The 21,622-nt window shown below is 56.8% G+C and carries 18 protein-coding genes; 11 read left to right on the forward strand and 7 right to left on the reverse strand.

Features of this window, described 5'->3' with window-relative positions; translation table 11 throughout:
• Positions 1–34 precede the first annotated feature (34 nt).
• The 3 genes from cobN (at position 35) to cobO (ending at position 5,974) form a co-directional block, all read left to right on the forward strand.
• Positions 35–3,727, forward strand: a complete 3,693-nt coding sequence (gene cobN / locus AC1QQ2_RS10835) for a cobaltochelatase subunit CobN (protein WP_479713151.1) — start codon at positions 35–37, stop codon at positions 3,725–3,727.
• Between the two features lie 309 nt (positions 3,728–4,036).
• Positions 4,037–5,248, forward strand: coding sequence for a TsoY family (seleno)protein (locus AC1QQ2_RS10840; protein ID WP_479713152.1), 1,212 nt, complete (start codon positions 4,037–4,039; stop codon positions 5,246–5,248).
• A 117-nt stretch (positions 5,249–5,365) separates the two neighbouring features.
• Positions 5,366–5,974, forward strand: coding sequence for a cob(I)yrinic acid a,c-diamide adenosyltransferase (gene cobO / locus AC1QQ2_RS10845; RefSeq protein WP_479713153.1), 609 nt, complete (start codon positions 5,366–5,368; stop codon positions 5,972–5,974).
• A gap of 51 nt (positions 5,975–6,025) precedes the next feature.
• Here the strand turns inward: cobO and AC1QQ2_RS10850 are convergent, their stop codons facing one another.
• Both AC1QQ2_RS10850 and AC1QQ2_RS10855 read right to left on the reverse strand, forming a co-directional pair.
• Positions 6,026–7,171: an alpha-hydroxy acid oxidase gene (locus AC1QQ2_RS10850; RefSeq protein ID WP_105234033.1), complete on the reverse strand. Its 1,146-nt coding sequence runs from the start codon at positions 7,169–7,171 to the stop codon at positions 6,026–6,028.
• 108 nt (positions 7,172–7,279) lie between these two features.
• The gene (locus AC1QQ2_RS10855; RefSeq protein ID WP_479713154.1) at positions 7,280–8,320 is read right to left on the reverse strand and encodes an NAD(P)/FAD-dependent oxidoreductase; all 1,041 of its coding nucleotides are present in this window, start codon (positions 8,318–8,320) and stop codon (positions 7,280–7,282) included.
• Between the two features lie 47 nt (positions 8,321–8,367).
• Here AC1QQ2_RS10855 and mnmC2 point away from each other — a divergent pair, with 47 nt between their 5' ends.
• Positions 8,368–9,036: a tRNA (5-methylaminomethyl-2-thiouridine)(34)-methyltransferase MnmC2 gene (gene mnmC2 / locus AC1QQ2_RS10860; protein WP_479713155.1), complete on the forward strand. Its 669-nt coding sequence runs from the start codon at positions 8,368–8,370 to the stop codon at positions 9,034–9,036.
• Positions 9,033–9,920 carry a DMT family transporter gene (locus tag AC1QQ2_RS10865; RefSeq protein WP_479713156.1) on the forward strand — a complete coding sequence of 296 codons (888 nt, stop codon included), beginning with the start codon at positions 9,033–9,035 and terminating at the stop codon, positions 9,918–9,920. Before mnmC2 ends, AC1QQ2_RS10865 begins: the two co-directional genes overlap by 4 nt.
• Here AC1QQ2_RS10865 and AC1QQ2_RS10870 read toward each other — a convergent pair.
• On the reverse strand, positions 9,904–11,958 hold the full coding sequence (locus AC1QQ2_RS10870) for a lytic transglycosylase domain-containing protein (protein ID WP_479713157.1): 2,055 nt from the start codon (positions 11,956–11,958) through the stop codon (positions 9,904–9,906). The two genes, AC1QQ2_RS10865 and AC1QQ2_RS10870, sit on opposite strands and share 17 nt — an antisense overlap.
• A gap of 142 nt (positions 11,959–12,100) precedes the next feature.
• Here AC1QQ2_RS10870 and dapA point away from each other — a divergent pair, with 142 nt between their 5' ends.
• Both dapA and AC1QQ2_RS10880 read left to right on the forward strand, forming a co-directional pair.
• Complete coding sequence (gene dapA / locus AC1QQ2_RS10875; RefSeq protein WP_479713158.1) at positions 12,101–12,973, forward strand: 4-hydroxy-tetrahydrodipicolinate synthase; 873 nt, start codon at positions 12,101–12,103, stop codon at positions 12,971–12,973.
• Positions 12,970–13,848, forward strand: a complete 879-nt coding sequence (locus tag AC1QQ2_RS10880) for a DMT family transporter (RefSeq protein ID WP_479713159.1) — start codon at positions 12,970–12,972, stop codon at positions 13,846–13,848. The genes dapA and AC1QQ2_RS10880 overlap by 4 nt, the downstream gene beginning before the upstream one ends.
• A 2-nt stretch (positions 13,849–13,850) precedes the next feature.
• Here AC1QQ2_RS10880 and AC1QQ2_RS10885 read toward each other — a convergent pair whose 3' ends face one another.
• Positions 13,851–14,297: an ion channel gene (locus tag AC1QQ2_RS10885; RefSeq protein ID WP_105234028.1), complete on the reverse strand. Its 447-nt coding sequence runs from the start codon at positions 14,295–14,297 to the stop codon at positions 13,851–13,853.
• 108 nt (positions 14,298–14,405) lie between these two features.
• On the opposite strand from AC1QQ2_RS10885, the gene smpB reads away from it, so the two are divergent.
• From smpB to AC1QQ2_RS10900, 3 genes are all read left to right on the forward strand, one after another.
• Positions 14,406–14,882: an SsrA-binding protein SmpB gene (gene smpB / locus AC1QQ2_RS10890; protein WP_479713160.1), complete on the forward strand. Its 477-nt coding sequence runs from the start codon at positions 14,406–14,408 to the stop codon at positions 14,880–14,882.
• Between the two features lie 123 nt (positions 14,883–15,005).
• Entirely contained in the window at positions 15,006–15,872 is an 867-nt protein-coding gene (sseA, locus tag AC1QQ2_RS10895; protein WP_479713161.1) for a 3-mercaptopyruvate sulfurtransferase, read from the forward strand.
• Positions 15,872–17,056 (forward strand): amino acid aminotransferase, encoded by a 1,185-nt coding sequence (locus AC1QQ2_RS10900; protein ID WP_479713162.1) that lies wholly within the window; start codon positions 15,872–15,874, stop codon positions 17,054–17,056. The genes sseA and AC1QQ2_RS10900 overlap by 1 nt, the downstream gene beginning before the upstream one ends.
• Before the next feature lie 127 nt (positions 17,057–17,183).
• Here AC1QQ2_RS10900 and AC1QQ2_RS10905 read toward each other — a convergent pair whose 3' ends face one another.
• Entirely contained in the window at positions 17,184–18,518 is a 1,335-nt protein-coding gene (locus tag AC1QQ2_RS10905) for an ammonium transporter (RefSeq protein WP_105234024.1), read from the reverse strand.
• A gap of 25 nt (positions 18,519–18,543) precedes the next feature.
• On the reverse strand, positions 18,544–18,882 hold the full coding sequence (locus AC1QQ2_RS10910) for a P-II family nitrogen regulator (RefSeq protein WP_067552058.1): 339 nt from the start codon (positions 18,880–18,882) through the stop codon (positions 18,544–18,546).
• Between the two features lie 260 nt (positions 18,883–19,142).
• Between AC1QQ2_RS10910 and AC1QQ2_RS10915 the strand changes: the two genes are divergently transcribed.
• A complete protein-coding gene (locus AC1QQ2_RS10915; RefSeq protein ID WP_479713163.1) occupies positions 19,143–21,278 on the forward strand; it encodes a transglycosylase domain-containing protein in 2,136 nt (711 codons plus the stop codon).
• A 3-nt stretch (positions 21,279–21,281) separates the two neighbouring features.
• Here the strand turns inward: AC1QQ2_RS10915 and AC1QQ2_RS10920 are convergent, their stop codons facing one another.
• Positions 21,282–21,605: a DUF3775 domain-containing protein gene (locus AC1QQ2_RS10920; RefSeq protein WP_479713164.1), complete on the reverse strand. Its 324-nt coding sequence runs from the start codon at positions 21,603–21,605 to the stop codon at positions 21,282–21,284.
• Between the last annotated feature and the right edge of the window lie 17 nt (positions 21,606–21,622).

The raw sequence follows: 21,622 nt of genomic DNA on the forward strand, positions 1-21,622 counted from the left end.
GCCGCGCTGATGCCCGAAACCAAGGCTTTAGACAATGCACCTCTTGGCAGCGACCCCCGGAAATATCGATGACAAAGAGCCTGTCGATCTAGGCCAAACCCCTGCTGATGTAGTGGTCATCTCTGCCGCTGACACCGAATTGGCTGCTTTGTCAGAGGCGCGGGCGGAAATGACCGATGCACCATCGCTGCGGCTCGCATCGATGATGAACCTGATGCACCCAATGTCAGTAGACCTGCATTTGGATGATTGCGCGACGAAATCCCGAATCGTGATCGCGCGGGTGTTGGGTGGCGCGGGTTACTGGAAATACGGGTTGGAACAGTATGCGGCTCGTTTGCACGAGGCTGGCATTCCGTTCGCCGCTCTGCCCGGTGACGACAAACCAGACGCAGAACTGCGGGATATTTCGACCGTTCGCGGCGCAGATTACGACGCATTGTGGAGCTACCTTGTCGAAGGCGGCCCGCAGAACGCGGTTAACTTCCTCGCCTATGCAAAATCTCTCATCAATGGCGGCGAAAAACCTGCGGCGGCCTCCCCGCTCTTGCGTGCGGGTATTTACTGGCCTGGCCTTGGTATTTCGAATCTTACCGATCTGAAAGCATCATGGACTCTTGATGCGCCAGTCGTGCCGATCGTGTTTTACCGTGCATTGGTTCAAGGCGCAGGCCTCAACCCGATCAATCGACTGACAAAGTCGCTGATGCGCGCGGGCCTCAACCCGATGCCTATTTTCGTGGCCTCGCTCAAAGACCCCGTTTCTGTCGCGACCCTCGAACAATTGTTCACCAGTTGCCCGCCAGACGTCATCCTGAACTGCACCTCTTTTGCAGTCGGAAGCCCTCATGCTGATGAATCTGCGCCTAATCCTCTCGCCGCGCCATTTTCGAACGACGCCCCCGTGTTGCAGGTCGTTCTGTCCGGTGGTTCCGAAGAAGCCTGGGCTGACGGCCTGACTGGCCTTTCGGCACGAGACATCGCCATGAACGTCGCCTTGCCAGAGGTTGATGGCCGCATTCTATCACGTGCGATTAGCTTTAAGGGCCAAGCTTATTTCGACGAAGCCACGCAATGTCCCGTTGCGGCCTATCAAGCACGCGGTGACAGGATCGATTTCGTCACTCAACTGGCTAGCAACTGGGCCACCCTTCGCCGCACCGCGCCCAAAGACCGCAAGATCGGCATCGTCCTCGCAAACTACCCGAACAAAGACGGTCGTCTTGCGAACGGTGTTGGCCTCGATACACCCGCGGGCACAGCTCATACGCTCGCACTCCTTGCAGCCGCTGGATACCAAACGGAAACGCCGGACAGTCGCGCGCTCATGGATCGCATCACGGCGGGTCCGACCAACTGGCTCACTGATCGCGCTGAAAAGGCAGGCGGCGAAGTGCTTCCGTTGTCCGATTACCTTTCGCACTTCAACGCGCTGCCTTGGGACGTGAAACAACGCATCACCGACCGCTGGGGCACGCCCGAAAGTGATCCCTTTGTCACCGACGCTGGCTTTGCCTTGTCGATCCATAGCTACGGCAACGTCGTCGTCGGCATCCAGCCTGCACGAGGCTATAACATCGATCCGACAGAGACTTACCATTCTCCCGACCTCGTGCCGCCGCACAACTATCTCGCCTTCTATTTCTGGCTCAGACACCACATGGGCGCACATGCGATCGTGCACATGGGCAAGCACGGAAACCTAGAGTGGCTTCCAGGGAAATCACTGGCCCTGTCCGAATCCTGCCTCCCAGAAGCGATTTTCGGCGCGACGCCCCACGTTTACCCGTTCATCGTGAACGATCCCGGTGAAGGGACACAGGCCAAGCGGCGGACAAGCGCGGTAATTATCGACCACCTGACGCCGCCCCTCACCCGTGCCGAGAGTTACGGTCCGCTTCGCGACCTCGAAGCACTGGTGGATGAATACTACGAAGCGGCAGGTGTAGATCCCCGTCGGATCGACACTCTGCGTCGTGAAATTCTGTCGCTCTCAGACGTGACGGGCCTTTCGACTGATGTCGGCATGACAGGCGATCAGGATACCGACCTAGCTAAACTCGACGCATATCTTTGCGAGCTGAAGGAAGCGCAAATACGCGATGGGCTCCATATTTTCGGGCAATCCCCGACGGGGCAGCAGGCGCTCGACCTCGCTATTGCTCTGGCCCGCGTCCCGCGTGGTGATGGGGCGGGGCCAAATGCGTCCCTTCTACGGGCACTGGCAGATGACCTCGCGCTCGGCTTTGATCCGCTCAGCGCTGACCTAGGCACCGCTTGGGACGGCTCGCGTCCTGAAGTTTTGAATACGGGCGGAACATGGAGGACGACAGGCGATACCGTCGAACGCCTCGAAGAACTAAGCCAAAAGCTCCTTCGCGATGGTGGCTGGGGTGATGAGGGCCCAGAACAGATTGACCCCATCGGCCCTGCCTCCTCAGCAGTCGTAGCTGAAATCCTGAACACCATTCGTCCGATCATCAACGCCTGCGGTCCCGACGAAGGCTCGGCTTTGCTTGCTGCGCTCGACGGTCGCGCGGTCGCCCCTGGACCTTCTGGCGCCCCGACCCGCGGACGGTTGGACGTTCTGCCAACGGGTAAGAACTTTTACTCCGTCGATAGCCGCGCTGTCCCGACACCGACCGCATGGAAGCTCGGCTGGAAGTCCGCGAACCTGCTCATCGAAAAGCACCTACAGGATCACGGCGACTGGCCGCGTACGATGCTTGTGACCGCATGGGGTACGGCGAATATGCGGACTGGTGGTGACGATATCGCCCAAGCGCTGGCGCTCATGGGCGTCAAACCCACATGGGACAGCGCGAACCGCCGCGTGACTGGGTTCGAAGTCCTGCCTGAGGGCGTTCTTGGCCGTCCCCGTGTGGATGTCACCCTCCGCATTTCGGGCTTCTTCCGCGATGCGTTCCCGCAGTTGATCGCATTGGTGGATAGCGCCGCGCGCGCCGTTCAGGCCTTGGACGAAAGCGACGACCAAAACCCCGCCGCAGCCCGCGCACGCCGTGGCGAAGGTCAATCGCGCGTCTATGGCTCCAAACCGGGGGCCTATGGCGCGGGTCTGCAGGCTCTAATCGACGAACGTGTCTGGAACGACAAAGCTGACCTTGGGAACGCTTACATCGAATGGGGCGGCTACACCTACGGCGCAAAGGACGAAGGAACCGCCGACCATTCAGGGTTCCGTCAACGCCTCTCGCAGACGGAAGCAATCGTGCAGAACCAAGACAACAGAGAACACGACCTGCTCGACTCTGACGATTACTACCAATTCGAAGGCGGTGCGGCGGCGGCGATTAGCACGCTCCAGGGTCAAGACCGACCGATTTATCACAACGACCACTCACGTCCCGAACGGCCGGTCATCCGCACGCTCGAGGACGAAATCGGTCGCGTGGTCCGCAGCCGCGTCGTGAACCCGAAGTGGATCGAAGGCGTCAAACGCCACGGCTACAAAGGCGCGTTCGAGATCGCGGCCACTGTCGACTACATGTTCGCCTTTGCCGCAACGACTGGTGCGGTGCGCAACCATCATTTCGATCTGGTCGAAGCCGCATTTCTAGAGGACAACGACACCCGCGAGTTTATCGAAGACGTAAACCCTGCGGCCCTGCGCGAAATCGCAGATCGGCTTCAGGAAGCGATTGATCGTGGACTGTGGCAACCGCGCTCTAACTCTGCAAGGGCACGCATCGCAGAGCTAAGAGCGTAGGGGTTAGATCGTCGAAAGTGCTGCAACGCCGATATAAAGAACCAAAACGGCTAAAGAAAAATACTGCATACTTGCCCCTAAGCAGAACTATGGTCGCGCTATGCCGCAGGTGCGAAAGAACTTGTAGATCAAAAATCACCGTCGCGTGATCGGCTAGTGGTCTGTGTATTTCTGGTCACATGACTGTGCACCATTCAACACTGCCGCCGTCCAAACTACACATAAATCAATATATCTCAATATTGACATGCAATACGTACCCCCTGTATCAAATCACATAAAAGATTCTTGATATATATGGAGGGCACGATGTCCCAACTTATGAAACGTCCGGCAGACAATTGGTCGCCACTTTATTTTCTCGCCTCTGTTGGTGCTGGCGGATTGGCTGTCACTTTCTTCATGTATCTGATGTTCTGGGTGCCGCACCCCAACGCACCCGTTCCCGTTTTTGAGGACATCATGAACGCATGGGCCAAAGGAAATCCCTTCCAACAGTTCGCGATCGTCGCGGCGATGGCTGGGATTGCCTTCTTTGTCATTCAAAACCTGCGCTACTTGATCTGGAACTTCGGCAAACTGTCCGAATTCAAGAAAACCGAAGCCTATCAAAAACTCCGCCACTCGAACGGCGAAACCCAACTGCTCGCTATGCCACTCGCGGTGGCTATGTCGATCAACGCGATGTTCATTGTCGGCTTGGTTTTCGTTCCGCAATTGTGGAGCATCGTTGAGTATCTTTTCCCCGCCGCTCTCGTCGCGTTCTTCCTGACGGGCGTCCTCGCTCTGCGCATGATCGGTCACTTCTTGGGCCGCGTACTGTCCGAAGGCGGGTTGTTCGACGTCACGGCGCATAACTCCTTCGCACAGCTTCTCCCCGCCTTTGCTCTGGCGATGGTCGCTGTCGGCCTCTCCGCACCCGCTGCGATGTCGACCACACCGCTGACCGTCGGAACCGCGCTCGTCGTGTCCACTTTCTTTGGCCTGATCGCGACAATCTACGCAATCGTCGCAGCCGTGACCGCGTTCAACTCCATGCTGCACTACGGCACCCACAAAGAAGCTGGCCCGACCCTGATGATCATCATCCCTCTGATGACCGTCCTTGGGATCATGGTTCTGCGCCAAGATCACGGCCTGCACACCACCTTCGACGTGCACACCAATGCGGCCGAAACACTGATGACCTTGACCAAGTTCCTCACTGTTCAAGTGTTGTTCCTGCTGCTCGGCCTGACTGTACTGGGTCGTCAGGGCTACGCGTCGACCTTCCTGACTGGTGAAAAAAACTCTGCAGGGTCCTACGCTCTTGTTTGCCCGGGTGTCGCACTCTCTGTGATGACACAATTCTGGCTCCACAAAGGTCTGGTTGCCGCTGGTCTCGTCGCAAAGTTCAGCGTGACCTACTGGATGATCATCGCCATCGCTCTGGCCTTCCAGTTCGCCATGGTTGCTCTAGTTCTTCACCTCAACCGTCGCCACTTTGGCAAAACCAAATTGGCCGCTGTTCCAGCTGAATAAGTTTCCTTCCCCTCCCTTCAAAATGGTAAAGGGCGCCCTCAGTGGCGCCCTTTGCAATTTGGAGCCTTGCGCTCGCCCGACCACTTGGCCAGACTCTGAAAGCGAACGGAGGACCAGATGACCGAAGATACAGAACGCCACGCCCAAAAGATGGCCAAGAAGAAAGCCGCCCGTGATAAAATCATGGCAACAAAGACCGACCAGAAAGGTCTGATCATTGTCCACACGGGCAAGGGCAAAGGTAAATCAACCGCAGCCTTTGGCATGATTTTTCGGCACATCGCGCACGGTATGAAATCCGCCGTCGTTCAGTTCATCAAAGGCGGGATGAGCACGGGCGAACGCAATATGATCCTCGCTCGCTTCACCGACCTTTGTGAATTCCACACGATGGGCGAAGGCTTTACTTGGGAAACCCAAGACAAAACCCGCGACACTGAAATGGCCCAAGCCGCATGGGAGAAGGCCAAGGAACTGATCCGCGATCCGTCGAACAGCATGGTTCTTTTGGACGAAATCAACATCGCGATCCGCTACGACTACGTCGATATCAAGGATGTTGTCGAATTTCTGGCCAATGAAAAACCACATATGACGCATGTGGTTTTGACAGGTCGCAACGCCCATGAAGACCTGATCGAAATCGCAGATCTGGTGACAGAAATGGAGCTGATCAAACACCCGTTCCGCGCTGGCATCAAAGCACAGATTGGCGTCGAATATTGATCAATGGCACGTGCACCGTTTCATAGACGGTGCACGTTTTCCTAAGCGTTGTTACTTGAACTTCACCATATCACGGGTGAGTTGGTCGACCGATGTGCAGCCCATCAACCGCATATCGCGCACGAGCTCTTCTTTGAGCTTTCCAATCGCGCGTTCGATGCCTGCTTGTCCCGCAGCCGCCAGCGGGAAGAGGTAGTAACGACCCAAGCCAACGGCCTTCGCCCCAATCGCGAGCGCTTTCAGAACATGGGTTCCGCGCTGAATACCGCCGTCGATCATCACATCGATCCGATCCCCTACCGCCTGTACGATTTCGTCCAACTGATCAAAGGCCGTAGTGGATCCATCCAACTGACGACCGCCGTGGTTTGATAACACGATCCCCGAACAGCCAATGTCGGCGGCCCGCTTTGCATCCTCCACGCTCATGACTCCCTTGAGGCAGAACTCACCACCCCATTCAGCGACCATTTTCTCAACGTCATCCCATGTCATTGACGGGTCAAGCATCTCGGTGAAATAACGGCCGATGGTCAGGCTATCGCCCTTCATATCGATATGTGCGTCGAGCTGCGGAAGGCTGAATTTTTCGTGGGTGACATAGTTGAAACCCCACATCGGCTTGATCGCGAATTGCAATGCGCCCGCCATGGTCAAACGGAAGGGGATCGAAAATCCGGTCCGCAGGTCACGTTCACGATTGCCGCCTGTGATGCTGTCGACTGTCAGCATCATGACCTTGATCCCGCTCTCTTTCGCCTTTTGCATCATCGCACGGTTCAGGCCGCGATCTTTGTGGAAATAGAATTGATACACCTGCGGGTTTGAATGCTTCTTCGCGAGTTCTTCCATCGACACAGTGCCAAGCGACGAGACACCGAACATAGTGCCGAATTTCTCAGCGGCAGCGGCTGTCGCCCGCTCCCCTTGATGGTGGAATAGGCGCTGGAGCGCGGTCGGCGACAGGTAGACCGGAAGGTCGATCTTTTGCCCCATAACCGTGGTGGACAGGTCCACATCCTCAACCCCGCGCAATACGTTCGGGATCAAATCACAACGCTCAAAACTGGTAGTATTGGCCCGAAGCGTCACTTCATCATCTGCGCCGCCCGCAATGTAGTTATAAATCGGGCTCGGAAGACGTTTGCGCGCCAAGGTCTGAAAATCGTGAAAGTTGTGGCAGTCGTTCAAACGCATAGCAGGTCCTAAATGGTGATCGCCTCATCGGTGCAGGTAAGATGGCGCACAGCTCAATTCAATCAAGGTCGGCAAACTGTGTTGCGGCGGTCGCCACGCCGTCAATAGCTAGAGGCTATCCTCGGGCCTAAACCCATCGGGGATATGATCGATACCCTCCAAAATCAGATCGGCCATAACCGCGCCGACTTTCGGTGCCATCCCAAAGCCGATTTTAAACCCACCATTCGCGACAAAGGCACCATCAACAACGGGATGCAGACCCAACATAGGCGCACGGCTCTTTGCCCGAGGTCGAACCCCAGCCCAACGTTCGATCACCTGAGCCCCGTCAAGAACTGGGAAGGCATCAATCGCTCGCGCGATGACGTCTTCGATCTGGTGATCCACTGCGTCAGGGCTTTCGAAATCACGTTCACTCGTCGAGCCAATCGCAACGGTCCCATCAGCATGCGGCACAATGTGCAAACTATCGGCAAAGAGCTGCGGTAGGTCAGCAGCATCATAGCGTAGCAAGGCCGCCTGCCCCTTCACGCCGCCGCCAACTGATTTACCCATCTGTTCCGACAATTCCACCATGCCGCGCCAGCCCGTTGCATAGACGACTTGCCCTTCGGGTTTCGCCTCAGAAACGACCTCACCACCCATCGCAATGATCCCAGCCGCCAAAGCACGGGTCGCTCGCCGTGGATGGATGCGCGCGGTCAATGTATCGAACACCACCAGTCCCGTGTCGGATTTCGGCGCCCAAGCCCCAAACTGGTCAGCAGGTAAGACCGACCATTCTGCCTTTCCTTGCCACAGATGGGCGGCGGAAACGGCTCGGGCTTGCGCCAAAGCAACGGCCCGATCATCCGCCAAGGGTTGAACCCGCCCCGACCGCAAATATCCGCAGCTTTCACCAGAAACCCGTTCAACGTCGGCCCAGAACGTTTCTGCAATCATCAAACTATCGAATTGGAACGCCTTTTTTGTGTTCCAATTCTCCGGCACGTGCGGAGCTAATGCTCCGACAAGGCCACCGGACGAACCCGACGCAACCCCGTTCGGATCGATTACGCGGACCTTTGCGCCCCGCGAGGCACAGGCGTAACCAACAGCAAGCCCAAACGCACCTGCGCCATAGATCGTTACATCAACCGTTGCCATTTTTTCGCCTCACGTTCATCTTCGCCGCAACCCTAAGGCAGAGCACCATGAACAACCAGCCGCAAGCAGAGCTTGAATGGCGCGACGGAACGATCCCGATCTCGCGCAAGTTTGACGATCCCTATTTTTCGCTCGACAACGGACTTGCAGAAACGCGTCACGTTTTCATTGACGGCAATGATCTGCCCCAGCGCTTTGATGGCGATTTTCAGATCGGTGAATTGGGTTTCGGCACTGGCCTGAATTTTCTTACCGCTTGGAAAGTATGGGAAGAAGCTGGCTCACCTAGCACGCTAACCTTCACCACATTTGAAGCCTTTCCGATGGCAATCATGGACATGCAAAACGCTCTCACCGCTTTTCCAGAGGTCGCCCCTTGGGCCGCGAAAATGATCGATGGGCTGAACAAAGGGGACACCAGATTCGGCCCCGTCACGCTCAATATTGTCGTTGGAGATGTCCGCCAGACCCTGCCCCAATCCGACCTAATGGCAGACGCATGGTTTCTCGACGGATTTAGCCCTGCGAAAAACCCAGAAATGTGGGGCGCGGACCTGATGGCTGAGGTAGGCCGTCACACTGCGCAGAACGGTACTGTGGCAACCTACACCGCTGCAGGTCACGTCAGACGAGCGCTCGAGGATGCAGGTTTTGTAGTGACCCGAACCGCTGGCTATGGCCGCAAACGGCACATGACACGGGCGATAAAACCTTGATCGAACAAAACAACAAAAAGGGCATCTGGCTCATGGTCTTGGTGACGCTGATTTTTGCAGCCCAAGACGGTGTCTCGCGTCATCTGGCACAAAGCTACGACGTCCGAATGATCGTTATGATCAGGTTTTGGTTCTTTGCCGCCTTCGCATTAACCATAGGGTATCGCCAAACGGGCTCACTTTTGGGCGCACTGCGCACGTCCCAACCCCTTGCCCAAGCCTTTCGCAGCATCCTGATTGTCGCAGAAATTTGCATCATGCTGGTCGCCTTCGTTCGGCTAGGTCTGGTTGAAAGTCACGCCATTTTCGCCAGCTACCCGCTTTTGATCGCCGCGCTATCTGGACCGATTTTGGGCGAGAAGGTCGGTTGGCGCCGCTGGTCCGCAATCGGGATCGGGTTTCTCGGCGTTTTAATCATCCTCAACCCGTCTGGCGGGGTGTTTTCGCTCAACTCGTTCTGGGCTGTCACGGCATCGCTCATGTTTGCGATGTATGGCCTGATGACCCGCTACGTGTCGCGCAAGGATGCGTCGATCACGTCTTTCGTCTGGATGGGCGTCACGGGGTGCATCGCGATGACTGCCGTTGGCATTTGGCATTTAGAACCGATGACAGTGGCCGACAGTGGATGGATGGCAACGCTCTGCGTGGTGGGCCTCTTGGGGCACTACCTGTTGATCCGTGCATACGAAGTGGCCGAAGCCAGCGCGATCCAGCCCTTCGCTTACCTCCAGCTCCCCTTTGCCTCAGCGATTGGCATCTTTGTTTTCGGCGATCTTCTACGCACCAATGTGACCATTGGCGCGTCGATCGTCGTTTGCGCAGGTGTCTTTACCTTGCTTCGGGAACGGATGAAGGCGCGCCGACCTAAGGTCGCGTCATAGGCCGCGGAGCCGTTATTGGTGCCAAGTCCGACGCTTGCTCAATGGGGGCCGAAGGTTCATCCCCCGTCCACGGCCGCGCGACAGGACGCAGCAAGGGTTTTTCTCCGACCAGCAGTTCAGTGAAACGGATCGGCCCCGTTTGACCTGACAAACGCGCACGATAAATCGGTAAGGATTCCGTGACGCGCTGCACATAGTTGCGCGTTTCGCGGAAGGGGATCATTTCGATCCAGTCGATAACATCAACCTCGCCAAGTCGCGGATCACCTCGCTCTTCCATCCATTCACGAGGGCGACGCGGACCAGCGTTATAGCCCGCCGCAATCATCACTGGGGTCGGGCCGAATTGTTCCTCAAGCCCCGCCAAATACTGCGAACCGAGTGTGGCGTTATACTGCCAGTCAGCCGTCAAACGACCACGGCTGTAGGGCAGGCCCAGCTCATTCGCCACGTCCTCTGCCGTGCCAGGCATAAGCTGCATCAGACCGAGCGCGCCAACTGCGCTGCCCACCACAGGGTTAAACTCGCTCTCACGTCGCGCAATGGACAAGGCCAGTTCAGGCTCGACTGGCAGCTTCATATTTCGCAGGTCATGCATCGGGAACAATAACGCAGGCAGGATGATCCCGCGTGCCGTTGCAGATTTGCCGATCAATAAAGCAAAGAACGGTTCATTTCGGCGAAGCAACTCTTCACCCAGTGTTCCCAACGAAGTTCGGTCCAAGGTGCGTCCAAGTTGGGCAAAGAACAGCACCGCCGACCCACGTTCATCCGCATCCAATAGGTAAAAGGCAGCGCGTACGGATTCGTCCTGAGACAAAGCCGACCCAGTAAAGTCAGGAAAATCTTCTTTGCCCAAAATCGAAGGGTCGAGCGATTGGCCGAGCTTCTCGCCAGCTAACAGACCATAGAACGCCGTCTGATGTTCTGCCGCCTCGCTGTAAGCCGCCTCTGCATTCATACTGTCACCGAGCGTTTCATAGGTGCGACCCAGCCAATACCCCGCGCGACCATCCGAAATAGGGCTTTCGACGGCGGCCTGCAGAGCGAGGAAGTGACGCAACGCGACCTCTGGGCGGTTCAGAAACCGTAGTGCGACGTAGCCAGCGAGCCACTCTAGATCAGCATAGGATTCCCCGTCAGATGGCGTCAGATGATGCTGCGCAGCCAGCCGATAAGCACTTTCATATCGTCCTTCGCGCATCTCCCAACGGGCATGAGAACGGCGCCAGCTGGACCAACGATAGGGTTGGCTCAATAGGCTAACATCTGCGCTTCGTTCACGCAGGATGGTGATCGCATCAGTGCGGTCGCCACGGTCAGACAGGAAATTGAACCGATCGTAGGCCAGACCAACATCGTTCAAGAGCGCAACAGGCACGGCCTGTAACTTTGCCCCCCAGTCGGGCGATTTTCGGATTAGCGCAGCTCGTGCTTCCATAAGCGCCCGCTGATCGGAAGGCAGGAACGAGAATAGACGTTCTGCGTCGTCCGTTTTCCATCGCCACAACATCGCATCGGCGCGCTGGACGTGAATATCCGCGAGATCAGGACCAAAGGCGGCCAAGATCAAATCGTTCTCTTCCTCGGTCAGCCCATACCGCAGCCAAATCCGACGAATGGTTTCCCGCGCGGCCTCTGTCTGGCCGACAGCCCGTTGTGCAAGCGCGAGCCGATACCCGCCCATACCCGTTTCGGGGTCATGCCCCTCCATCCAACTCAGAATCAGGTTCGGGTCCGTGTCATCGTCGATGGCTGCTTCGCCACGTGCACGCACACGGTCCATTCCTGGCCAGCCGTCGTGGTCAGCTTGAAAGGCAACGTAGTCAGCAAACGGTTGATCTTCACCACGTAGACGAGTCCAAGTGATCAGGTCATGCGCCAGCAGATCCAAGCCCACCAAACGGTAGGCCGCGTCCCAATTTTCGTCCTCTCCTGCCGCAAAGGCATTAGACAAAAGCGTTTCTTCAGCCAAACCGCTTATTGGCGATAGGACCGACAGACCGATCGCAATCAGACTGGCACGCAATTGGTTCATAGATTCCTGCCCTTTTTAGCACAGGGTAGCTGTCGTATCACAAAGCACAACTCACAAACTTGGCAATCGGCCGAAAGGCGTCTAGGTTCCGCCCGTTTTCACACGGGGCGACTCAAGCCCCTCAACGACAAGGAAGCGTGTCATGCTCAAAGGATCGATGCCAGCATTGGTAACGCCGTTCAAAAACGGCCAAGTGGATCTCGACACGCTCAAGAAGCTTGTCGATTGGCATATTGAGCAGGGTAGCCACGGCCTCGTTCCTGTTGGCACCACAGGCGAAAGCCCGACGCTCAGCCACGAAGAACACGATCTGGTCGTTGCAACTGTTGTACAGCAGGCCGCTGGTCGCGTTCCTGTTGTCGCGGGTGCTGGTTCGAATAACACGATCGAATCCGTCCGTTTGGTGCAAGCCGCCAAAGACGCGGGTGCTGATGCTGCTCTTGTTGTAACCCCGTATTACAACAAACCGACCCAGCGCGGCCTGATTGCTCACTTTGAAGCAACCACCAAAATCGGCCTGCCGATCGTGATCTACAACATCCCAGGTCGTTCGGTCGTCGATATGACCCCCGCAACCATGGGCCAACTGGCGAAATTGCCTGAAATCATCGCCGTAAAAGACGCGACGGGCGATCTGTCCCGCGTACCGAAATGCCGTATCACCTGTGGCCACGACTTCATCCAACTTTCGGGCGAAGACTCGACTGCGCTTGGCTTTAACGCGCACGGTGGTCTGGGTTGCATCTCGGTCACCGCAAACATCGCGCCGAAGCTCTGCGCTGATTTCCAGAACGCGACGCTCGCTGGCGATTACAAAACCGCACTTGAGATCCAAGACAAACTGATGCCGCTGCATGAAGCCGTCTTTATCGAGCCGGGCGTTGCAGGTGCGAAATACGGCATGTCGCTCTTGGGCCTGTGCTCGCCAGAAGTGCGCTCTCCGCTGACCGAACTCGAAGACAGCACCAAAGAGCGCATTCGCGCTGCAATGGTCCACGCTGGCCTTCTGAATTGAGCGCAAAGGCAAACGCTGGTCGAGAAGCCCTGATCGGCAGCCTTTTCATGATCACTTCGATGGCGTTCTTCGCCGTCGAAGACACATTTCTAAAACTCGCCACTGCCGAACTCCCCAAAGGTCAGGCCGTCACGATGACGGGCTTCATTGGGATGCTGATTTTCGCGATACTTGCTTTCCTCAACAAACAGCCGCTTTGGACCCGTGCCTATGTCAGCCCGACAATGCGCGTGCGGGCCGTGTTCGAAATCAGTGGACGACTGTCTTATACCTTGGCGTTCATGCTTGCGCCGCTTCTGACGGCGACGGCAATTCTCCAAGCCACGCCATTGGTGGTCGTCGCTGGAGCGGCCCTGTTTCTGGGCGAACCCGTTGGCATTCGGCGCTGGATCGCAGTGATCATTGGCTTCGTCGGGGTTATGTTGATCCTCCGCCCGTGGGGAGCAGAGTTTGACATGCTCACACTACTCGCCGTCCTTGGTATGTTGGGTTTTGCTGGGCGCGATTTGACAACCCGTGCCTCTCCCCCGTCGCTCAGCAACTTTCAATTAGGCATTTCAGGCTACCTGATGCTGACAATAGCAGGCCTTTTGATTTGGACCGCGGACCCACGACTGGTTGCACTGAACCTACATCAGGCATTGCTACTCACTATCGCGATTAGCGGCGGCGTTTTTGCATACTACGCCCTCACGACCGCCATGCGTCGAGGCGACGTGGCCAGCGTAACACCATGGCGCTACAGCCGTCTCATTTTCGGCGCAGCTATGGGCGCGTTCATGTTCGGCGAATCTTTTGACACGATGACACTCGTCGGCAGCGTAATTGTCGTCGGAAGCGGTCTTTTCACCCTGTTCAGGGCACGTCGAAAATAACGTCAGCCAATTGGCGGACGCATCGCTTCAATCTGACTTTTACGAATGTAGCGCATGGTTTCCACCATTACTGCTGTCGTAAACCCGATGTTGAGCAGACCGTTCGTCGCGGCCAATCCGCCCAACAGTTCCCAATCATGGGGGAGCAACACATCCCCGAAACCAAGCGTCGTAAAACAGGTCAACGAGAAATAGACCGCCATTTCGATGGTTTCGAACAGGTCGAGCACCCACATCACCGCCGCCCAAAGCCAAACGCTCAGCGTGACTTGGGCCAGAATCGCGCATGATGCCGCTGACAAGAGGAACAGCAATTTGGGGCTGTGCGGCTCTCGGCGCAGCCAGCCCGACAGTCTTTGAATCGACACCTCCAAGACGAGGAACGTCACGCCTGCCATGAAAATGGAGACGAGCATCAATACAGTGCCGATGGAAAGCTGAAGAAACATAAAAGAGCGCCTGATTTTGGTTGGAGTCAGTTTACCCAACCTTTGCAGCGATGCCAGCACCCTATCCGACTTGCAGCACATGGCCCAAAGGCATATCTGAAGATCACCATGGCAAAGAAACCCGAAAATAAGAACTACAAGGTCATCGCCGAGAACCGGCGTGCCCGCCACGACTACGCGATCGAAGAAGATCTCGAAGTCGGGATCATTCTCATGGGCTCCGAAGTGAAATCGCTTCGCGTGGGCCAGTCGAACATCGCCGAAAGCTATGCGTCGGTTGAGGATGGCGAACTGTGGCTGATCAACGGGTATATCGCGCCATATGAACAAGCCAAAACGTGGGGCCATGAAGAGCGCCGCAAGCGCAAGCTGCTATGCTCGCGCCGTGAATTGGCGCGCCTCTGGAATGCGACCAAGCGCGAAGGCATGACCATCGTTCCGCTGGTGATGTATTTCAACGACCGTGGCTTGGTGAAACTGAAGATCGGAATCGCCAAAGGTAAAAAGTTGCACGACAAACGCGCGACCGATGCGAAACGCGATTGGGACCGTCAAAAGCAGCGTTTGCTGCGGCATAACGGATAATCGCCGCCTTTCTGGGCAGTTCACGCCGATTTTTTCGGAAAGCGTCCGCTTTCCCTTGCCTCATAAAATTACCCGCGATAGGGGATGCCGGACCTTTTCCCGCGCAGGCAAGGGGCGCATGGCATGACTGAGACATTCAAAGACGATCCTAAAACACTCGTTTCGACGGAGTGGCTGGCCGCACACCTCAAGGATGCGGACCTGCGGATTTTCGACGCATCGTGGTTTCTTCCGACGGTAGATCGCGACCCGAAGGCTGAGTTCGACAAAGAGCACATTCCGGGTGCGCGTTTCTTTGACATCGACGAAATCGCGGACCTGCGGTCTGACTTGCCGCATATGGTGCCGCCAGTAGAGAAATTCATGAGCCGCGTCCGCGCGATGGGTGTTGGCGACGGCCACCAGATCGTTGTCTACGACAGCAGCGGATTGTTCTCGGCTGCCCGCGTTTGGTGGATGTTCCGCCTGTTTGGTCAGTTCAACATCGCGGTTCTAGACGGCGGCCTTCCGAAATGGAAAGCAGAGGGCCGCCCTCTGACTGATGCCCCTGCCACGATCCGCGATCGTCATATGATGGTCGACGTTCAGCACCACATGATCAAAGACGTGACCCAAGTGGCCCGCGCATCGAAACTCCGCGATCACGAAATCATCGATGCCCGCGCCGCGCCGCGCTTCCGTGGTGAAGCCGTCGAGCCGCGCGCTGGACTTCGTTCGGGCCATATCCCCGGTGCAAAGAACGTCCCGTTCAACACGCTATTAAACGCTGACGGCACAATGAAACCCGTCGCTGAACTGCGCCACGTGTTCGAAGCCGCTGGCGTCGATCTAACCAAACCCGCCATTACGTCGTGTGGTTCGGGCGTCACGGCCGCTGTGCTGTGCCTCGCTCTCGAACGCACAGGTAAAACCGATCATTCTCTTTACGATGGCTCATGGTCCGAATGGGGCATGTACGCCGACCTTCCTCTCGCAACCGGAGACGCATGATGCTGGAGCATCTCACCGAACAACCCGCCGACAAAATTCTGATGCTGATGCAGGCATTCCGCGAAGATCCGCGCGACACCAAGATCGACCTTGGCGTTGGCGTGTATAAAAACGCAGAAGGCGTCACTCCGGTGATGAAGGCCGTGAAGGCCGCAGAAAAGAAAATCTGGGAAGAGCAGGAATCGAAATCCTACACCTCTCTGGCGGGTGAACCGCTCTACATCGAGGGCATGATCAAACTCGTCCTCGACGGCGCTGTCGATCGTTCCCGCATTGGCGCTGTCACCACACCGGGCGGCACTGGGGCGATCCGTCAGGCGATGGAACTGATCAAAAAGACCTCGCCGCAAGCCACCGTTTGGGTGTCGAACCCAACATGGCCGAACCACGTGTCGATCCTGAACTACCTCGGCATGCGCCACACGGCTTACACCTACTTCAACACCGAAACCCGTGACGTTGATTTCGACGCCATGATGGCCGACTTGGCTGGTGTGAAGTCGGGCGACCTCGTGCTGCTGCACGGCTGCTGCCACAACCCGACGGGCGCAAACCTGACACTGGACCAGTGGAAAGAGGTTGTTGCCTTGATCAACGAAAAAGGCGCTGTCCCGTTCATCGACCTCGCATACCAAGGTTTCGGTGACGGCCTCGAAGCTGACGCTCTTGCAACGCGTCTCGTTGCTGCGAACGTCGGCGAATGCCTGATCGCCTCGTCCTGCTCCAAGAACTTCGGTATCTACCGCGAACGTACAGGCATCCTGATGGCAATCGCTAAGGACGCCGCCACCGCGAAACTGTCGCAAGGCATGCTTCAATTCCTGAACCGTCAGAACTATTCGTTCCCGCCGGATCACGGTGCACGCGTTGTTGCAACGATCCTCGGTGATGACGCTCTGCGTCAGATGTGGATCGACGAACTCGAAGAAACCCGCCTGTCGATGCTGACCCTGCGCCAGCAACTGGCTGATGAACTGAAACGTCTGACCAACTCGGACCGTTTCGACTTTATCGCAAAGCACCGCGGCATGTTCTCTCAGATCGGCACGACACCTGAGAAGGTCGAAGTCATGCGCGCTGAATCGGGCATCTACATGGTGTCGGACAGCCGCCTGAACATCGCAGGCCTGAACGCGACAACTGTTCCGCTCTTGGCCAAAGCGATTGTAGACGCTGGCGTCTAATAGGCTCGCTTAAACAGAACAAACGCCCGTCGCATCTGCGGCGGGCGTTTTCGTTTGCACCCTTAGGCAAAAGAAAACCCGGGCGCGAACGCCCGGGCCTTTGTCGTCAAACTGATCGGAAGGGAGATCAGCCTTTCGAGAACTCAGGGTAAGCTTCCATACCCAGTTCAGCCATGTCGAGGCCGTTGATCTCGTCTTCTTCGCTGACGCGGATACCGGTGACAGCTTTGAGGATGAACCAAACGATACCGGACACAACGAAGGTGAAGATACCGACAACCAAGATACCGTAGAGCTGAGTGCCGAAGGATGCATCAGGGTTGGTGAACGCTACAGCGATGGTGCCGTAGATACCGCAGACGAGGTGAACAGGGATCGCACCAACCACGTCGTCGAGCTTGAACTTGTCGAGCAGCGGAACAACGAACACTACCAGAAGACCACCGAATGCACCGATCAGAGTTGCGGCACCAAGGGTCGGGGTCAGCGGTTCAGCGGTGATCGAAACCAGACCAGCCAGTGCGCCGTTGAGAACCATGGTCAGGTCGACCTTTTTGTAGAGAAGCTGGGTCAGGATCATTGCTGCTACCGAACCGCCAGCTGCTGCTGCGTTGGTGTTAGCAAAGATACGGGAGATGTCAGCCACGTCGCCCACAGTGCCCATAGCGAGCTGCGAAGCGCCGTTGAAGCCGAACCAACCGAGCCACAGGATGAACGTACCCAGAGTTGCCAGCGACAGGTTGGAACCTGGCATCGGAACAGTGCGGCCGTCTTTGTATTTACCAATACGCGGACCGAGGATCAGCAGACCAGCAAGAGCAGCCCAACCACCTACAGAGTGAACAACGGTCGAACCTGCGAAGTCCATGAAGCCCATTGCGTCAAGGAAGCCACCGCCCCATTTCCACGAAGCCTGCAGCGGGTAGATGATCGCAGTCAGGACAACAGTGAAGGCGAGGAACGGCCACAGTTTGATACGCTCGGCAAGGGTACCCGAAACGATAGACGCAGTGGTTGCACAGAACATCAGCTGGAAGAAGAAGTCCGAACCAGTGGATGCATAGCCATAGTCATCAGCACCATCACGAGCAACGCCAACAGCTTCGAGTGCTGCAGTCGACCATACGCCCGACAGAACGCCGTCGATGGACCATGTGCCCAGCGGGTACATCAGGTTGTAGCCGATCAGGTAGTAGAAGATCGCTGCCAGAGAGAAGAGCGCGACGTTCTTGGTCAGCTGCATTGCGACGTTCTTAGTGCGCACAAGGCCAGCTTCGAGCATCGCAAAGCCAGCAGCCATCCAGAACACCAGAAAACCACCAACGAGGAACAGAAGCGAGTTAAGGATGAAGATGGTATCGGAAGCGGCATCAACACCTGCTACCGGACCTTCTTCCTGGGCAAAGCCCATGGCTGGAAGCGCGATCAGCGCAGCAGCCGGGAGGAGTTTAGTCAGTTTCATTTTAATTTCCCCTGATCCGATCGCGTCAAAGAGCGTCGTCGTTGGTTTCGCCGGTGCGCACGCGCAGCGCGCTCTCGACGTCGAGAACAAAGATTTTGCCGTCGCCGATTTTGTCGGTCTTCGCAGTCGATGCGATGGTCGAAACGATCTGGTCAGCCATGTTGTCAGGCACGACGATCTCTAGTTTGACCTTCGGAACAAAGTTCACTGCGTATTCAGCACCACGGTAGATTTCAGTGTGACCGGACTGGGAGCCAAAGCCCTTAATTTCGGTCACCATCATTCCGCGAACGCCAGCGGCGGTCACAGCTTCGCGGACCTCCTCCAGCTTGAACGGCTTGATAGTTGCGATAATGAGTTTCACGTTCTTCCCCTTACGAGTTATCTCGAACGACCCCAATCCGGATCGCGCAGTCACACTCAGCGGGTTAGATGCCCTTTTCTCAAGCAATCTGGGACTAAACGGGATGCCACATTAATGAGTTTGTGCCCAAAAATTATACAAATTGTGCGACTTGATTAAAAAATAGGCTTAAAGAAAACGCAACATTGGCGATTCTTGTCCCTCAACATTTCCCCTCAAGGCGGTTAGAATTGGCCTGAGGCATAACGAAAGAACAGAAAATGAGCGGATCGGGACGCAAACGCCCAACGCTGGTTGCCGAGAATCGCTATTCGAACGCAACTGCACCCCAAAAGGCTGCGGCGCCTAAACCTGCGCCGAAGAAAAAGCCTGCCAAGCAGCCTCGCAAGAAGAAGGGGCCGCTGGGGTTCATTGGTGCATTCTTTGGGTTCGTGTTTCGCCTGATCTGGAGCATTTTCTGGCGCGGCACTGCGATCGTTAGCCTGATCATCGCAATCGCTGTCCTTTATACCTCTTCCAAATTGCCTAGCGCCGAGTCCTTAATCGATGGCCGCGCGCGGGGCTCCGTCACCATGCTCGACGTGAACGGCCAACAGTTCGCATGGCGCGGCGATCAATTCGCAGGCGCGATCACCGCTGACTCGGTTTCCCCGAATTTGCGCAACGCCGTCGTCGCAACTGAGGACAAACGGTTCTACAGCCACTTTGGCATCTCTCCGCGCGGGATCGCAGGTGCAATCCGCTCCAACCTTCAGGACGGCAATGGCGCACTCTCTGGTTCGGGTGGCTCTACGATCACCCAACAGACCGCAAAACTCTTGTGCCAAGGCCAGCCGTTCGATTCCGCGAAATGGGCGAATGAAGCTGCATATGAAGCCGACTGCCGTCGCTCCACCCTTTGGCGCAAAGTCACCGAAGCGATCTACGCGATGGCCATGGAAGTCCGCTATACAAAGGACGAGATCCTCACCATCTACCTTAACCGAGCATATCTGGGCGCGGGCACTCGTGGCTTTGAGGCCGCGAGCCAGCGCTATTTCAGCATTTCATCGGCGCAAGTGAACCCTGCCCAAGCAGCTCTTCTCGCTGGCCTGCTCAAAGCCCCGTCGTCCTATGCGCCGACCTCTAACCTCCAACGGAGCTGGGATCGTGCAAGCGTCGTTGTGCGCCTCATGGCCGATCAGGGCTACATCACCGAGGCGCAAGCCCAAGACGCACTCGCCAATCCGGCGCAGCTGGCTGAGAACGCCCATGCGCGGCAAGGTGGCTATTATGCGGACTGGGTGATGGACACGGGTCCATCCTATTTCACCGATGACACCACCGAAGACGTCATCATTAAAACGACCTTTGATCCGCGCATCCAGCGGGCCGCCGAAGGCGCGCTAGATTGGGTATTCGAAAACAAAGTGCGCGAAGGCTCTGAGGCCCAAGCCGCAATCGTCGTGATGTCATCTGACGGTGCGGTCCGCGCAATGGTCGGCGGTCGCCAAACAACATCGGGCGGTGCGTTCAACCGTGCGACACAGGCCCTGCGTCAAACGGGGTCTCTGTTCAAACCCTTCGTCTATGCGGCCGCCCTCGAACTCGGCCACAGCCCGATGGAAATCATTAACGACGATCCGCTCTGCATGAGTATCGTGGGGTCTGGCGAATGGTGTCCGCAGAACTATGACCGTGAGTTCAAAGGTCCGATCACGTTGACCCAAGCGCTTTATGAAAGCCGAAACATCCCTGCGATCCTTCTTTCAGAAAGTGTTGGCCGTGATTCCGTGCAAAGCGTGGCTACTGGGTTCGGCATTGGCTCTGACCTTGCCGACGGTCCGGCCCTCGCACTCGGCGTGTCCGAATCAACGCTTGTCGAAATGACTGGGGCCTACGCGGGCATCTTGAACGGCGGCTCTTCGGTCGCACCCTATGGCCTCGTTGAGTTGAGCCTACGCCGCAATCCCTCTGTGCCCCTCATGGGCGCCGGCGGTGGCATTGGCGAACGCGTCATTCGCGACGAAAGCGCCGCGCAACTGACGTGGATGATGCATCAGGTTATCGAACAAGGCACCGGCCAACGGGCGAAAATCGATGGTTGGCAGATTGCTGGTAAATCCGGCACGACCCAAGGCGCACGCGATGCGTGGTTCATTGGCTTTACAGCTGACTACGTGACTGGTGTGTGGATGGGGTATGACAACAATACACCACTGTCTGGCGTAACGGGTGGCGGTCTACCCGCAGAGGTTTGGCACGAAACCATGACCCGCGTGTTGGATGGGATGATCCCGCTCCCGTTGCCAATGACCGCGCCCAGCGGTGAACCCGCTGGTCCCGTGATGTCGGACGAACAAGCAAAGTCGCTCATCGACCTGATTCTGCGCGATTTACAAAACGCTGGAAATTAACGGTCAGCCACGGCGATAGAGATCGTCTTCGGCGTCCGAACTATCGATCCCCAATGCCTCTAACCCGCTCTCTAAGTGGTCAGCGAGGTGTGGCGACCCTTTAAGGTAATCTTCGGTTGGTGCGCTGGCCTCGGAAATGGCGGTCTTATAGGCTTCGGCATATTCTTCGGGTTCAAAGCTGCCGCGGCCGATCCAGAAGATCGCCACAAGCGCCGCTTGTTCTTCTTCGTTCAGACGACCGACAAAGCCGTCAAACTCGGCCTCGCCTCTATCAAGTTCACGCGCAAGGATGATCACCTCGGCGACTTTGTCAGATGTAATGTGCATCGCTGCCTCCCGTTCGC

It is taken from the genome of Aestuarium sp., assembly GCF_023253315.1.
In the GTDB taxonomy this organism is placed as follows: domain Bacteria; phylum Pseudomonadota; class Alphaproteobacteria; order Rhodobacterales; family Rhodobacteraceae; genus Marivivens; species Marivivens donghaensis.

Excerpts from the sequence above, each read along its gene's own strand:
- cobN (WP_479713151.1), top strand. The coding sequence starts at position 35 with ATGCACCTCTTGGCAGCGACCCCCGGAAATATCGATGACAAAGAGCCT.
- AC1QQ2_RS10840 (WP_479713152.1), top strand. The coding sequence starts at position 4,037 with ATGTCCCAACTTATGAAACGTCCGGCAGACAATTGGTCGCCACTTTAT.
- cobO (WP_479713153.1), top strand. The coding sequence starts at position 5,366 with ATGACCGAAGATACAGAACGCCACGCCCAAAAGATGGCCAAGAAGAAA.
- AC1QQ2_RS10850 (WP_105234033.1), bottom strand. The coding sequence starts at position 7,171 with ATGCGTTTGAACGACTGCCACAACTTTCACGATTTTCAGACCTTGGCG.
- AC1QQ2_RS10855 (WP_479713154.1), bottom strand. The coding sequence starts at position 8,320 with ATGGCAACGGTTGATGTAACGATCTATGGCGCAGGTGCGTTTGGGCTT.
- mnmC2 (WP_479713155.1), top strand. The coding sequence starts at position 8,368 with ATGAACAACCAGCCGCAAGCAGAGCTTGAATGGCGCGACGGAACGATC.
- AC1QQ2_RS10870 (WP_479713157.1), bottom strand. The coding sequence starts at position 11,958 with ATGAACCAATTGCGTGCCAGTCTGATTGCGATCGGTCTGTCGGTCCTA.
- dapA (WP_479713158.1), top strand. The coding sequence starts at position 12,101 with ATGCTCAAAGGATCGATGCCAGCATTGGTAACGCCGTTCAAAAACGGC.
- AC1QQ2_RS10885 (WP_105234028.1), bottom strand. The coding sequence starts at position 14,297 with ATGTTTCTTCAGCTTTCCATCGGCACTGTATTGATGCTCGTCTCCATT.
- smpB (WP_479713160.1), top strand. The coding sequence starts at position 14,406 with ATGGCAAAGAAACCCGAAAATAAGAACTACAAGGTCATCGCCGAGAAC.
- sseA (WP_479713161.1), top strand. The coding sequence starts at position 15,006 with ATGACTGAGACATTCAAAGACGATCCTAAAACACTCGTTTCGACGGAG.
- AC1QQ2_RS10900 (WP_479713162.1), top strand. The coding sequence starts at position 15,872 with ATGCTGGAGCATCTCACCGAACAACCCGCCGACAAAATTCTGATGCTG.
- AC1QQ2_RS10905 (WP_105234024.1), bottom strand. The coding sequence starts at position 18,518 with ATGAAACTGACTAAACTCCTCCCGGCTGCTGCGCTGATCGCGCTTCCA.
- AC1QQ2_RS10915 (WP_479713163.1), top strand. The coding sequence starts at position 19,143 with ATGAGCGGATCGGGACGCAAACGCCCAACGCTGGTTGCCGAGAATCGC.
- AC1QQ2_RS10920 (WP_479713164.1), bottom strand. The coding sequence starts at position 21,605 with ATGCACATTACATCTGACAAAGTCGCCGAGGTGATCATCCTTGCGCGT.